Annotated in this window: 11 protein-coding genes; 7 read left to right on the top strand and 4 right to left on the bottom strand. The window is 65.1% G+C overall.

From position 1 onward, the window contains the following. Window positions 1–75 precede the first annotated feature (75 nt). The 4 genes from lexA to ABD024_RS08515 are packed head-to-tail and all read left to right on the top strand — an operon-like array spanning window position 76 to window position 5,803. Window positions 76–696 (top strand): transcriptional repressor LexA, encoded by a 621-nt coding sequence (gene lexA, locus ABD024_RS08530; RefSeq protein ID WP_343851597.1) that lies wholly within the window; start codon window positions 76–78, stop codon window positions 694–696. Further along, window positions 696–1,319, top strand: coding sequence for a translesion DNA synthesis-associated protein ImuA (gene imuA / locus ABD024_RS08525; protein WP_343851595.1), 624 nt, complete (start codon window positions 696–698; stop codon window positions 1,317–1,319). The genes lexA and imuA overlap by 1 nt, the downstream gene beginning before the upstream one ends. Before the next feature lie 12 nt (window positions 1,320–1,331). Beyond that, window positions 1,332–2,735 (top strand): Y-family DNA polymerase, encoded by a 1,404-nt coding sequence (locus ABD024_RS08520; RefSeq protein ID WP_343851593.1) that lies wholly within the window; start codon window positions 1,332–1,334, stop codon window positions 2,733–2,735. After that, window positions 2,732–5,803 carry an error-prone DNA polymerase gene (locus ABD024_RS08515; protein WP_343851590.1) on the top strand — a complete coding sequence of 1,024 codons (3,072 nt, stop codon included), beginning with the start codon at window positions 2,732–2,734 and terminating at the stop codon, window positions 5,801–5,803. Before ABD024_RS08520 ends, ABD024_RS08515 begins: the two co-directional genes overlap by 4 nt. Window positions 5,804–5,945: 142 nt before the next feature. Here ABD024_RS08515 and ABD024_RS08510 read toward each other — a convergent pair whose 3' ends face one another. Further along, the gene (locus tag ABD024_RS08510) at window positions 5,946–6,332 is read right to left on the bottom strand and encodes a response regulator (protein WP_343851588.1); all 387 of its coding nucleotides are present in this window, start codon (window positions 6,330–6,332) and stop codon (window positions 5,946–5,948) included. Between the two features lie 39 nt (window positions 6,333–6,371). Continuing rightward, window positions 6,372–6,524 carry a hypothetical protein gene (locus tag ABD024_RS08505; protein WP_343851586.1) on the bottom strand — a complete coding sequence of 51 codons (153 nt, stop codon included), beginning with the start codon at window positions 6,522–6,524 and terminating at the stop codon, window positions 6,372–6,374. Between the two features lie 91 nt (window positions 6,525–6,615). Here ABD024_RS08505 and ABD024_RS08500 point away from each other — a divergent pair, with 91 nt between their 5' ends. Next, window positions 6,616–9,279: a TonB-dependent receptor plug domain-containing protein gene (locus ABD024_RS08500; RefSeq protein WP_343851584.1), complete on the top strand. Its 2,664-nt coding sequence runs from the start codon at window positions 6,616–6,618 to the stop codon at window positions 9,277–9,279. 150 nt (window positions 9,280–9,429) lie between these two features. On the opposite strand, the gene ABD024_RS08495 is transcribed toward ABD024_RS08500, so the two are convergent. Continuing rightward, window positions 9,430–10,716 (bottom strand): NRAMP family divalent metal transporter, encoded by a 1,287-nt coding sequence (locus ABD024_RS08495; RefSeq protein ID WP_343851582.1) that lies wholly within the window; start codon window positions 10,714–10,716, stop codon window positions 9,430–9,432. A gap of 305 nt (window positions 10,717–11,021) precedes the next feature. Next, on the bottom strand, window positions 11,022–11,513 hold the full coding sequence (locus ABD024_RS08490; RefSeq protein WP_343851580.1) for a universal stress protein: 492 nt from the start codon (window positions 11,511–11,513) through the stop codon (window positions 11,022–11,024). Window positions 11,514–11,752: 239 nt separating this feature from the next. Here ABD024_RS08490 and ABD024_RS08485 point away from each other — a divergent pair, with 239 nt between their 5' ends. Beyond that, window positions 11,753–12,556, top strand: a complete 804-nt coding sequence (locus tag ABD024_RS08485) for a universal stress protein (protein ID WP_343851578.1) — start codon at window positions 11,753–11,755, stop codon at window positions 12,554–12,556. Window positions 12,557–12,648: 92 nt separating this feature from the next. Then, on the top strand, window positions 12,649–13,587 hold the full coding sequence (locus tag ABD024_RS08480; RefSeq protein WP_343851576.1) for a Crp/Fnr family transcriptional regulator: 939 nt from the start codon (window positions 12,649–12,651) through the stop codon (window positions 13,585–13,587). Window positions 13,588–13,593: the final 6 nt, after the last annotated feature.

Here is a 13,593-nt window from a genome sequence, read left to right as displayed (position 1 = left end):
GATCTGTCTCAGGTGGTCCGGCGCGGCTTTTTTCCATCTTTCATTTTCACCTATATAGGTGAAACTATGTGAGCCATGACCATCCAGATCACCAGCCGCCAGTCGAACGTCCTTGCTTTCATCCGCGCCCGGATCGAGCGGGACGGGCAGTCGCCCACGCTCGAAGAAATCGGCGAGGCCCTGGGGATCGGTAATGTCAGTGCGGTGCTCAAGCACGTCCGCTCGCTCGAAGCAAAGGGTCGCTTGACCCTCGAACCCAACCGCGCCCGCAGTATCCGGCTGGTGCGCGAACCCGATCCGATGGATGCAGACACGATGAAACTGCCGCTGATCGGTCGCATCGCGGCCGGCGAGCCGTTGTTCTCGGAGTCGCGAGTCGATCGCAGCCTGCGCGTGTCGCGCTCGCTGTTCCGGTTGCGGCCGGACTACCTGGTGAAGGTGGTCGGCGATTCGATGCGCGACGAAGGCATCCTCGACGGTGATCTGGTGGCGGTGCACGCCACGCCCGTGGCCCGTCACGGTCAGGTGGTCGCAGCGCGTGTCCGCGGCAACGAATTCACCATCAAACGGCTGTACTGGAAGGGCGATGTGATCCGGTTGATGCCGAACAGTCTGGGCTTCAAGCCGATCGACGTGGACCCGACGGAAGACTTCGCGATTGAAGGTCTGTTTGCGGGCCTGTTGCGGGGCAGCTGATGAACGCCGTGGTTCCCCTGTCCACCTTGCTCGATGCGCGTCAGGTCTGGCGCGGTCATGCCACCGAGGTGCCGGTCGGTGAGCAGCCCACGGGGTGGCACGCGCTGGATGCGGTGTTGCCCGCAGGCGGTTGGCCCGAGGCTGCGCTGTCCGAAATCCTGCTGCCCGTCGATGGCGTGGGTGAACTTCGCCTCGTGCTACCCACACTCGCACGGTTGACCCAAGGTCAGCGCCACGTGGTGATTGTGTCGCCACCGTATGCGCCGTGTGTCGCTGGCTGGCGTCAGCACGGTGTCGACATGCGCCGGGTGGAAATCGTGGCTGCCGCCGAGAAGGATATGCTCTGGGCGACCGAGCAGTGCCTGCGCTCGGGAAGCTGCGCTGCCGTGCTGGCGTGGCCGCATCACGCCGACGATCGCGCCTTGCGTCGCCTGCAAGTCGCCGCGGTCACCGGGCAGGCCCTCGCCTTCGTGTTTCGCGATCGCTCCCACCTTTCCAATGCCTCGCCTGCCGCGCTGCGACTGGAACTGGAGGCACCGCCACGCCCGCAGATCTGGGTGCGCAAATGCCGAGGTGGGGCCGTGCCCGCCCAGGCCATTCCCTTGCCGCGTTCTGTCCATTGATGGCGCTCGGACATGTTATGGGCCTGCATCAACCTGCCGAGTCTGGCGCTGGATGGGATTCTCCGACGCCGTCCCACGGACGGGCCGTTGGTGCTCGTCGACGGGCCGATCAACGCACGCGCGATCGTTTCGGCGAATGAAGCCGCCCGCGCGGCAGGCTTGCATGTCGGACAGCGACTGAGCGCTGCGCAGGCGCTGTTGTCGCAGTTCGAAGCGGTTCCGTATGACCGTGAGTCGGTGGAACGGTGGCACCGGTTCCTGGCCGCCGTGGCCTACCGCTACAGCTCCGAGGTCAGTCTGCTGCCGCACGCGATCGTGCTGGAGGTCAGCAAGAGCATGGGCCTGTTCGGGCCGTGGCCACGACTTGAATCCATGCTGCGGGCGGACTTCACCGACCTGGGATTCCGCCATCGCATGGCGGCGGCGCCGACCGCTCATGCCGCGCACGTGCTGACCACGGTGTCCGACGGGCAAGCGGTGCTGTCCGTCGACACGTTGCGCAACGCCCTGCAGCGGGTGCCGATCGCGAAGAGTCGTTTGCCGGCACACGCCATCGCGGCGTTGCCGAGCATGGGCATTCGCACGGTGGGTCAAGTGCTGGCACTACCGCGGGACGGACTGCGTCGCCGCTTCGGCGCGGAACTGTTGGCGTCCCTGGATCGGCTGATCGGCGACTCGCCGTCGGGTCTGGAGCTGTATCGGCCACCGGACACGTTCGACCTGCGCATCGAGTTGCTCCACGAGGTGGAGAACCAATCCGCGCTGATCTTCCCGGTGCGGCGCATGGTGGACGATCTGGCCGCGTATCTGGCCGGTCGCGATGGCGGAGTGCAGCGCTTCCTGCTGCGCCTGGAGCACCGCGAGGAGCGTTTCACCGATGTGTCGGTGGGCCTGCTGGCGCCGGAGCGCGACGGCGCCCTGTTGTTCGAGTTCGCGCGCGGTCGGCTGGAACACGTGACGCTGCCCGAGCCGGTACTGGCGTTGCGTCTGAGCGCCTGCGATCTGCCGGCGTTCGTGCCTGCGGGCCGCGACCTGTTCGACGAGCGGCCGGCGAATGCCCTGCCGATCGAACAACTGCGCGAGCGACTGCGCGCGCGGCTGGGGGATGGCGCGGTCTATCGGCTGGGCAGCACGCAGGATCCTCGCCCCGAGCGCGCCCAGCGCAAAGCCACGCATGACGAAGTGCCGATCGAGCCGCACCCACGCCCCACCTGGCTGCTTCCACGTCCCATCCCCTTGCGCGGCGGGAACCCGATCATCCTGGCCGGTCCGGAGCGTGTGGAAACGGGTTGGTGGGATGGCGGTGAAGTCTGCCGCGACTACTACGTCATCGAGACCTCACTGGGGCAGGAGGCCTGGGCGTTCTGCGCGCCCGATGAGCAAACCGGCTGGATGATCCACGGGTGGTTCGCATGACGACCTACGCGGAACTCCACTGCCTGTCGAACTTCTCCTTCGGGCGGGGGGCATCCAGTGCACATGAACTGTTCGAGCGTGCGAAGACGTGTGGCTATGCCGCACTGGCGATCACCGACGAATGCTCACTCGCCGGCATCGTCCGCGCGCTGGAAGCGTCCCGTGAAACGGGCGTGCCGTTGATCGTGGGTTCGGAAATCCAGCTCGACGACGGCCCGAAGATCGTCGTGCTGTGCGAAACGAAGGCGGGTTACACGTCGTTGTGCAGCCTGATCACCACGGGACGACGCGCCTCCGGGAAAGGCACCTATCGCCTGACGCGTGCCGACGTGGCCACCGGCCTGCCGGGCACGCTGGTCCTGTGGGTACCTGACTTGATGGTCGACATGGCTCACGGTCGCTGGGTGCGACAGACATTCGGCGATCGCGCCTGGCTGGCCGTCGAGTTGCATCGCGGACCGAACGATGCGCGGCGGGTGCGTGAGCTTGCGGCGATCGGCCACGAGCTGGGCCTGCCATTGGTGGCGGCAGGCGACGTGCACATGCACATCCGGCGGCGGTTGGCTCTGCAGCACACGCTCACCGCGATCCGGCACCGCGTGCCGGTTGCCGAAGCGGGCGGGTTGATCGCGCGCAATGGCGAACGGCATCTGCGTCGCCGCCACGTGCTGGCCAAGCTCTATCCCAAAGCCTTGCTCGACGAGAGTGCACGGATCGCCGCGCGCTGTACCTTCACGCTCGACGAGCTGCGCTACCGCTATCCAGCCGAGCTCGTGCCGGAAGGCCACACGCCCACCAGCTGGTTGCGCCTGCTGACCGACGAGGGAGCGCGTTGGCGCTGGCCCGAGGGTGTGCCGGAGAAAGTACATAAGCAGATCGAGCACGAGCTGGGACTGATCGAAGCGCTGCACTTCGAGCCCTATTTCCTGACCGTGCACGACATCGTGCGTTTCGCGCGCAGCCAGGGAATCCTGTGCCAAGGCCGAGGCTCGGCCGCAAACTCCTCGGTGTGCTTCGCCCTCGGCGTGACCGAGGTCGATCCGATGAAGATGAGCCTGCTGGTCGAGCGGTTCATCTCGAAGGAGCGCAACGAACCGCCGGATATCGACATCGACTTCGAGCACGAGCGCCGCGAAGAGGTCATCCAGTACATCTATCGCAAGTACGGTCGCGAGCGTGCCGCGCTGGCGGCCACGGTCATCTGTTACCGCGGCAAGAGTGCCGTGCGGGACGTGGCCAAGGCCATGGGACTGCCGCTGGACCAGGTCGATCAGTTGAGCCAGGTGTTCGCGTGGTGGGATGGCGATGAGTCACTCGCCGAGCGGTTGCGCGAGCGGGGGTTCGATCCCGAGAGTGCAGTCATCCGGCGCATCATCAAGCTGACGGCCGAAATTTTGGACATGCCCCGCCACCTGTCACAGCACGTCGGCGGGTTCGTGATCGCCGATGCGCCCCTGAGCGAGTTGGTGCCGGTGGAAAACGCCGCGATGCCCGATCGCACGATCATCCAGTGGGACAAGGATGATCTCGACACGATGAACCTGTTGAAGGTCGATTGTCTGGCCCTGGGCATGCTGACGTGCGTGCAGAAATGCTTGAATATGCTGCGCAACCAACGGGGACAGGATTACTCGATGGCCACGCTGCCGTCGGAAGATCCCGCCACCTACGCCATGATCCAGCGCGCGGATACGGTGGGTGTATTTCAGATCGAGAGTCGGGCGCAGATGGCCATGCTGCCGCGGCATCGACCGGAGAACTTCTTCGACCTGGTGGTGCAAGTCGCTATCGTTCGGCCCGGCCCCATCCAGGGCGACATGGTGCACCCGTATCTGCGGCGACGTAGGAAAGAGGAGCCGGTCGACTACCCGTCGGAAGAGTTGAAGGAAGTGTTCGAGCGCACGCTGGGCGTGCCGCTGTTCCAGGAACAAGTGATGAAACTGGCCATGGTTGCCGCCGGGTATACCGCCGGGGAGGCGGATGGGCTGCGGCGTGACATGGCTGCGTGGAAGCGGCGTGGCGGACTGGAGAAGCACCGCGAGCGCATCCTGACCGGCATGACCGATCGCGGCTACACGATCGCCTTTGCCGAGAGGCTGTTCGAGCAGATGAAGGGCTTCGGCAGTTACGGCTTTCCCGAAAGCCACGCGGCCAGTTTCGCTGGCATCGTCTATGCGTCGTGCTGGCTGAAGTGCCATGAGCCGGCGGCCTTCGCCTGCGCGTTGTTGAACAGCCAGCCTATGGGCTTCTATTCGCCAAGCCAGATCGTGCAGGACGCCCGACGCCATGACATCGACGTTTTTCCCATCGACGTGCAGTGCAGCGATTGGGACAACACGCTGATCACCCGGGAAGAAGAACCTCCGGCGATCCAGCTTGGCCTGCGCCAGATACGCGGGTTCAGCGAAGAAGCCGCACGACGGATCATGGCCGCCCGCGCACGGCACCCGTTCGCCGACATCGCGGATCTCTGCGCGCGAGCGGCCGTGGACAAACGCCATCAGGAGCTGTTGGCGCAGGCCAGCGCGCTGCGAGGTCTGTCGCGGCATCGGCACCATGCACACTGGGAGATCGCCGGCGTCGAAAAGCAGCTGCCGCTGTTCGGCAATGTGAGTCCGGCAGAGATCGCGGTGGCGTTGCCGAAGCCGACGCAGGCCGAGGACACGCTGGCGGATTACGCGCGAACCGGCCTGACGTTGGGGATGCACCCCATGGCGCAGATCAGGGACCGGTTGCGCGCTGCCCGGTGCACCGACTCGCAGACGCTGCGCAAACGACCCCACAATACCTATGCGCGTGTTGCCGGGATCGTCACGATGCGTCAGCGACCACAGACGGCCAGCGGAGTCACGTTCCTGACGATGGAAGACGAACACGGTCTGGTCAACGTGATCGTCTGGCGCGATGTTGCCGAAACCCACAGACGGGTGCTGCTGGAATCAGAACTGCTTGGAATCGATGGACGATGGGAGGCGGTCGATGGCGTGTGTCATCTGATCGCCAGTCGGCTGCTCGACATGAGCGAGTTGCTCGGAGGGCTGGATGTGCGGTCGCGAGATTTTCATTGAGGCATCACCCCCACGCGCGAGCCACCCCGATGGCTTTCCGCTTGAACTCGTCGCTGAACTTCTTCGCTTGAGCATGACACTTCTTTTTGACGATGACCGGTCTTCCTGGAAGTGTCCGCGTTAACGGGGTAGCCCCCGTGCACTACAGCGAAGCTTCCCCCACCTTTTTCAACGCGGCCTCAATCGCCCCCAGCAACTGCTCCCCGCCAAACGGCTTGCGCAGGAAGATGCCGCGTTGCGGGATGTCGGTGCGGTGGACTTCGGTGTCGGCGGTGATCACGACGATAGCGATGGCGGGGTAGCGTTCGATCGCCAGCTGGCAGAGGTCGATGCCACTGGTGGTGCCGGCGAGGATGACGTCGGCCACGATGACGTCGATGTTCGGCGCGTTCTTCATGTGGCTGATGGCGCCCGCCGCGCCACGAACCCGGATGGTCTGGAAGTTGTCGGTCCTGGACAGGTGCAGGTCGATGGATTCCAGCACCAGGTCATCGTCGTCGACGATGAGTACCGTTTTCTTCGTTTCCACAGAACCTCCGAAACCGTGCCGGCGTGGCCCAGCATAACCTCACTTTCCCCAGTGCAGCGCCTTGATCGGGTCGAGCGGGGTGAGGTTGAGCGCGATGCCGGGCAGGACGGAACCGATCAGCACGCCGTAGGGAGGAACGGAACCAGGTTCGCTTGCCGCAGAGTCTGCCGGTCGCCGGCGAAGTGATTTCACGCACGCAATTCCAACAAGAGGCTTTTTTGGCGAAAAAAGTTGGAGTAGCTTGCCGGTGGGGGATACAAAGGCCAACTTGAGGGGAGAGAAGATGCCCAACCATGCAGGTGTCAACGTGGTGCTTTTGCGTGCGGTGCGTACGGCGCTTGCCGCCGCCGCGCTGCTCGCGTGTTCGGCGCAGGCGCAGGATCCGGGAGCGTCGGACAGCGGGCAGGCCACGGCCAGCCAGGCGAGCGGAACGCAGCAACGCAGCAAGGTGGCGAAGGAAAGGTCGACCACCAACCTGCAGGAGGTTGTGGTGACCGGCACGCACCGGGCCGGCCTGTCGCCGACCGAATCCATATCACCGATCGACGCGTTCAGCGGCAGCCAGATCGCGAACCAGCCCTCGGCGGACCTCACCGATGCGCTGACCAATATCGTGCCGTCGCTGACCACCCAGCGCTTTCCCATTGCTGACGGCACGGCGTTCGTGCGGCCGGTGTCGTTGCGCAACCTGTCGCCCGACCAGACCCTGGTGCTGGTCGACGGCGTGCGCTTCCATCGCTCGGCGCTGGTCAACCTGCAGATCGATCCGCTCGGTACCTTCAACCAGGGCGCGCAGGCAGTCGATTTTTCGGTGTTCCCGTCCAACGCGATTGAGCGCGTCGAGGTGCTGCGCGACGGCGCCTCGGTGTTGTACGGATCGGATGCGATCGCCGGCGTGATCAACGTCATCCTCAAGAAGGCCCCCAAGGGCGCGACGGTCAGCGCGGAATGGGGCGGATACGGCAAGGGTGACGGCGACCTGCGGCGCTACGACGCCGACGCAGGGTTCCCGCTCGGAGCCGACGGCTTCGTGCATGTGAGCGCCGAGCGCGAAACCACCGATCCCACTTCACGCGGTATTCCGCAGCACAACGCGGCGGCTGTCGCGGCGGTGGTGGGTGCCAACCAGGTGCCGTACGACGGTTTCGGCCAGCGCTGGGGCGATCCGCAGACCAAGGCGAACAAGCTCTTCGTCAACGCGGGCCTGCCGCTGGCCGGCGACGTGCAGCTTTACGGCTACGGCAACTTCATGGACAAGAAAGTCCTGTCCAGCTTCTTCTACCGCAACCCGGTCCTGCCGCCGCAATACGGCATCGCCGGCCGCTCGACGCTGGTCAGCTACGCCAACGGCAGCCTGGTGCCGGCGGATGCGCCGCAGTCGCTCGTGGACAGCATCGTCGCCGGTGGCGGCGACCCGGCCCACTACTTGACGGCCAACGCGGCGAGTCCGAGCGGCTGGGAGCTGCTCAACCCGATCTACAAGCAGTTTCCCGGTGGCTACAGCCCGATGTTCGGTGCCAACATCGCCGACCACCAGCTGGTCGGCGGCGTGCGCGGCGGCGGGCAGAGCAATTTCCAGTGGGATGCGCACTATCGCACCGGCAGCAACGAGGTCGACTACCGGCTGCAGGGTTCGATCAACCCGAGCCTGGGCGACCTTTCGCCCACAAACTTCCGCCCCGGCAAGCTGACCCAGCGGGAGCAGGGCGCCGGCGCGGATTTCGTCCGCTCGTTCGACAACTCGCCGCTCACGCTCGCCTTCGGCGCGCAGTGGCGCCGAGAAACCTACATCATCCATCAAGGCGATGCCGGTTCGATCGAGGTGGGGCCGACCGCGTCGGTGTTCGGTGTGGGCTCGGACGCCTTTCAGGGCTTTCCAACCAACGCGGCCGGGCGGTTCTCGCAGAACAGTAGTTCCGCCTACTTCGACGCCGAGACGAACCTCACCGACAAATGGTCGGGCGCGGCGGCAGTGCGCTACGAGCATGCGAGCGGCTACGGTTCCAAGGTGGTGTACAAGCTTTCCAGCCGCTATGCGTTCACCGACACGTTCGCGCTGCGCGGCACCTACAACACCGGCTTCCGCACGCCGACCCCGGGCCAGGCCAACACGCTGAACATCACCACCACGGCGAACGCCCAGGGTGGCCTGATCCCCAGCGGCACCTATCCGGTGAACAATCCGGTAGCACGCGCGCTCGGCTCGGCACCACTGCAGACCGAGACGTCGAAGAGCCTGTCCGTCGGCGCCGTGTGGACGCCGGTCGACAACGTCACGACGAGCCTGGACTATTACCGGATCAAGATCGACAACCGCATTGGCCTGGTCAGCAAGACCGTGACCCAGGCTACCGTCGACCAGCTCGCCGCCGGCGGCTACCCGAATGCGCAACTGCTGCTCGGCAGCGACGCCAGCTATTTCGGCAATGCGTTCGGCTCCCATGTCCGCGGCATCGACTTCGTGCTCGACACGTTGCACCAACTGGGCAACGGCAGGCTCAACATCGACTTCCGCTACAACCGCAATATGCAGGACGTGGTCAAGGTCAAACCGAACACGCTCAACAACGATTTCGTGTACGACCTCGAACACCAGGTGCCCAAGAGCCGCTCGGTGCTCAGTTTCGACTACGGGTTGCACCGGTTCGACGCCATCGCGCGGATCAACCGTTACGGCGGCTGGAGTACTACGGTTGGCCTGTTCGGCAGCAACAATCCGCCGGACGACGTGAATCACTACAGCGGCAAGACGCTGCTCGACCTGGAGGCACGTTACAAATTCAACGACACCTTCTCGGTGGCTGTCGGAGGCAACAACGTCTTCAACACCTACCCGGGCAAGGAGCAGAACGCCACGCTGCAGTTCCTTGGCGTCAAGTACGCGCTCACCTCGCCGTTCGGTTTCAACGGAGCGTTCTGGTACGTGCGCGCGACGGCCAACTTCTGACGGCTGTCGCCTGCAAGGCCATCTCCCCGGGCGCAGCCCGGGGAGATGGCGGCCGGCGGAGCTTGCGCGCGCCATCGGGCTATCCGGGGCAGAGCCGCTTCGACGTGCAAGTGCGCACGGCGCACCCGCGCACCACGATCCAGCCAAGCCTCACTTCCCCCACGTCACGAACATCACCACCACCGCCGTCGCCATCGCCGCCGTGGCCAGCCAGCCGAACAGTTTCAGCGGCCACGGCATGGTGAATTCGCCCATGACCTTGCGGTGCGAACCCATCAGCATCATCGCGACCATCAGCGGCACGGCAGCCACGCCGTTGATTACCGCGCTCCAGTACAGCGCCTTGATCGGGTCGAGCGGGGTGAGGTTGAGCGCGATGCCGAGCAGGGCGGAGCCGACCAGCACGCCGTAGAAGAAACGGGCTTCGTGCGGCTTGTGTTCGAGTCCGCTGCGCCGGCCGAATGCGCCGGCGACGGCGTAGGCGGTGGCGCCGGCCAGCACCGGCACGGCGAGCAGGCCGGTGCCGATGATGCCGGCGGCGAACAGCGCGAACGCCAGGTCGCCAGCCAGCGGCCGCAGGGCTTCGGCCGCCTGGGCCGAGGACTGGATGTCGGTCTTGCCGTGTGCGTGCAGCACCACGGCGGCGGTGAGGATGATGAAGAACGCGATCAGGTTGGAGAAGATCATCCCCACCGCGGTGTCGATGCCGATCCGGCGCAGCGCGCTCGGTGCCTGTTGCGGCGCTTCCTGCAGCGGCTTGCGTTGCGGGCTCGATTTGATCTCCTCCACTTCCTCGGCGGCCTGCCAGCAGAACAGGTAGGGGCTGATGGTGGTGCCGAGCAGGGCGACCAGGCCCACGGCGTACGCCGCGTTCCAGCGGATCGGCGGCAGCACGATGCTCCTGAGCACGGCACGCCACGGCACGTCGATCACCAGCACGGTGGCCACGTAGGCGAACAGGCTCAGGGTGAGCACTTTCAGGATCGGCGCGTAGCGGGTGAACGGGATGAAGACCTGCAGCAGCAGCGACAGTACGGCGAAGCCCGCGGCATAGAGCAGGGCCGATCCGCCGACCAGCAGCTTCAGCGCCGCGCCCATCGCGCCGATGTCCGCCGCCAGGTTGATCACGTTGGCGATGAAGATCGACGCGACCAGCGCATACACCAGCTTGCGCGGGTAGTACTGGCGCATGCCGTCCATCAAGCCGTGGCCGGTGACCCGGCCGATGCCGGCGCTGATCGCCTGGATCGCGATCATCAGCGGCATGGTCAGGAACACGCACCACAGCATGCCGTAGCCGAACGCCGCGCCCACCTGCGAGTAGGTGGCGATGCCGCTGGGGTCGTCGTCGGCCGCGCCGGTGATCAGGCCGGCACCGAGGCTGGCCCAGGGCGACGCTTCCGGGCCGCCGTCTTCGGTGTTTTCGTCTACGGTCATGCGGCTGTTTCTCCGCTGCGTTATCCGGCCCGGGCGCCGCGCCGGCATGGGGCAGCGGGCGAAAGCGTCCGGATGATGGCGCCGTCGAACCCTGCGTGTGGCGAGGTGCCGTAGCGGAATTCCCAGCCCGTGGGTTGCATAGTGCGCCGAGTCGGATCGTCGCGTTCACCGGGCTGCCGGATCGCGACTGGCGACCCCTCGGGCCGGACTGTCGGTCAGCGCCGCGTACCCGCCCGCAGCCATCCGACGCTGCGCATCGGCGGTGACGAATGCCTCGCCGCCGCACCGGTCACCATCACGCCGGGTTACCGGCGGACGAGCACCGGGACCTTGCTCTGCAGCAGAACCTTTTGCGTTTCGCTGCCCAGCGTCAGCCGGTTCAATCCATGCCAACCATGGGTGGCCATGACGATGAGGTCGCAATGATGTTCGCGAACGGCGTCCAGAATGGCCTCGTGGGGGCGTTCGCCGAAGGCGTAGTGGCATTCGCAGGGTACCTGTGCGGCCTTGGCCAGTTTTTTTGCCTCGTCCAGGTAGCCTGTAGCGATTTGCACGGCCTGCTTGCTGTAACTCAGCTCGGCTGCGCTGAGAATTTCAGCCATATAGGCGATGGAGTTGAATGGCGGCACTACGTGCAACGCCAGTACCTTGGCGCCGAAGGCCCTGGCCAGCTCCAGACCCATGCTGAAAGCCCGCAGCGACAGATCCGATCCATCGATCGGTAGAAGCAAGTGCTGGAAGAGCGCCTTTCCTTGCACGCGGGCCAGTTCCGGACTCACGGCGGTTTCGGTGGACATGGGACAGAGTCTCCAACGTCTTGAGATGTTGCGCCTGCACTCAGTCGCGTCAAGCGTCATGGTGGCTTGAGCGGTTGTCTTGGTATTGATCGCGATCAACTCGTCGTGCAATAGCGCGCCGGACCGCGGATGCCGCCGTGCGGTCCCCCGCTGCGTCGATAGCGGTTGATCCAGATCAAGTGGAGTGGGCTGCGCATGGATGAGTGTGGGCGTATCGAATTCAGCCGCGGAGCGCCGTCATGTTCGAGGTTCTCATCAACACTGAAGAGATGCGCGATGACAATCCCGTGGTACGAACCGGCTTGGCGCTGGCGGGCCGCCACCATGCCTACGCGACCGGGCTGAATATCATTGAGGTGCTTCCGGCGACCATGGCCATTCCCGAGGTCATGGCCGTACTGGCGACGCAGGAGTACGAAGCCAGGCGACGCGATGCCTGGTGGATGAAGCAATGCGACGAACACGGCATCCAAGGCGCCTGGGAAGTGATTCGTGGCGTATACGTGCCGGTATTGGCGCGGCGTTCGTGCATGGCGGATATCACGGTAAGCCGCCTGCCGAATCATGAGGCCGGCTACCCTGCCGGCATGGACTATGTGACGCGCGTATTGCTCTCGGCAGCGTCACCCATGCTGCTGGTTCCATCGACGTGGGATGGGACCTTCCGACAGGGGAGAGTGCTGGTGGCATGGAACAGCACGCAGGAATCCATGCGCGCGTTGCGTGCTGCCGTGCCATTTTTGCGCGAGGCCGAGATGGTATGCCTTGTCGACGGTGCCCGCGATGAATTGCCCGGCATCACGCCACCGCCGTTGCCGGTGCGCGACTGGCTCATGCGGCAGGGCATTACCCTGCATGCCGAGCGGCAATTCCCGGCCACAGCCAGCGCCGGTGAGGCCCTGCTCGATCAGGCGCAGGCCATGCAGGCAGATCTGCTGGTCATGGGCGCATGGGGTCACTCGCGAGTGAGTGAGCTGATTCTGGGCGGCACGACGCGCCATGTACTCAGACATGCCCGGTTACCGGTACTGCTGGCGCATTGAGCCTGGCGGCGGATCGGGCGGAGGGCGGCATCGACATGCATGTCGCATGGCGGAGCGCGGCCCGGTTGAACGTTTCGCTCCCGCCGAGTGCCATGAGACACGCCGTATCAGCCTGGCCAGCGCAGCCATCGCATCAAAGCCCGCTCGATACGCATCAGCGCCGGTCGGAGGTGGACCGTTTGTTACGAACCGTTGCAATCCGTTACCAAGTCGAACTATCGCCGTTGCGGAGCGGGGCTAGAGTCGGCGTCGTAGCCGACTGGGGCTGCGCCTCGAGGGCATGTGCCATGACCGTGCTGACAACCGACATTCGCGCTCCGCAAGCAGGCTTTCCCCCTCATGCCTGCATGACTCTGGCAGCCTCCGGCAGTAGCGCCCCCGGCATCGATATCGAGGCGATTCGCGAACACGTCCCGGTGCGGCGCTGCAAGCATGTCGCCCGACACAGCGTCTATCACGCCGGCCAGCCATTCCGCGCGATTTATCTGGTGCATGCGGGTTCCTACAAGATCTGCGAACTGGCCGCGGATGGCCGTGAACAGATCTCCGGCTTCCGCATGCACGGCGACTTGATCGGTGTGGAATCCATCGGCCTGAAAACCTATGCGAACGATGTGGTCGCCCTGGAAACCAGTGAGGCATGGGAACTGCCATACCCGGCTGTACTGCGCGCCTGTCTGCATGTGCCGGAACTGCAATCGCGCCTGACCGCGGCACTGGCCGCGGAAATACGCTGCGATCATTCATGGATGCTGATGTTGGGCACACTGGCGGCGGAGCGGCGCGTGGCGGCCTTCCTGCTCGATGTCGCCGCACGCTACGCGCGCCTGGGTTGCAGCGCGAAGCACTTCATCCTGCGCATGAATCGCGCCGACATGGCCAGCTTCCTGGCGCTCAAGCACGAAACCGTGAGCCGTGCGCTGTCGCACCTGCATGACCTGAGCTACATCGACGTGCAGCGTCGCGAAGTGCGCGTGCTGGATGTCAATGGACTGCGTTCCATGGCAGGGACGAGCGCCGCGTTGAATTGAGCGGTG

The sequence above is a fragment of the Rhodanobacter soli genome (assembly GCF_039523495.1).
GTDB lineage: Bacteria > Pseudomonadota > Gammaproteobacteria > Xanthomonadales > Rhodanobacteraceae > Rhodanobacter > Rhodanobacter soli.
Note: the sequence above shows the minus strand (reverse complement) of the source record. Positions and strands in the feature narration are given on the sequence as shown.

Bases quoted from the DNA above. Each gene is read 5' to 3' on its own strand.
- ABD024_RS08515 (WP_343851590.1), top strand. From the start codon at position 2,732: ATGACGACCTACGCGGAACTCCACTGCCTGTCGAACTTCTCCTTCGGG.
- ABD024_RS08495 (WP_343851582.1), bottom strand. From the start codon at position 10,716: ATGACCGTAGACGAAAACACCGAAGACGGCGGCCCGGAAGCGTCGCCC.
- ABD024_RS08485 (WP_343851578.1), top strand. From the start codon at position 11,753: ATGTTCGAGGTTCTCATCAACACTGAAGAGATGCGCGATGACAATCCC.
- lexA (WP_343851597.1), top strand. From the start codon at position 76: ATGACCATCCAGATCACCAGCCGCCAGTCGAACGTCCTTGCTTTCATC.
- imuA (WP_343851595.1), top strand. From the start codon at position 696: ATGAACGCCGTGGTTCCCCTGTCCACCTTGCTCGATGCGCGTCAGGTC.
- ABD024_RS08480 (WP_343851576.1), top strand. From the start codon at position 12,649: ATGAGACACGCCGTATCAGCCTGGCCAGCGCAGCCATCGCATCAAAGC.
- ABD024_RS08520 (WP_343851593.1), top strand. From the start codon at position 1,332: ATGTTATGGGCCTGCATCAACCTGCCGAGTCTGGCGCTGGATGGGATT.
- ABD024_RS08490 (WP_343851580.1), bottom strand. From the start codon at position 11,513: ATGTCCACCGAAACCGCCGTGAGTCCGGAACTGGCCCGCGTGCAAGGA.
- ABD024_RS08500 (WP_343851584.1), top strand. From the start codon at position 6,616: ATGCCCAACCATGCAGGTGTCAACGTGGTGCTTTTGCGTGCGGTGCGT.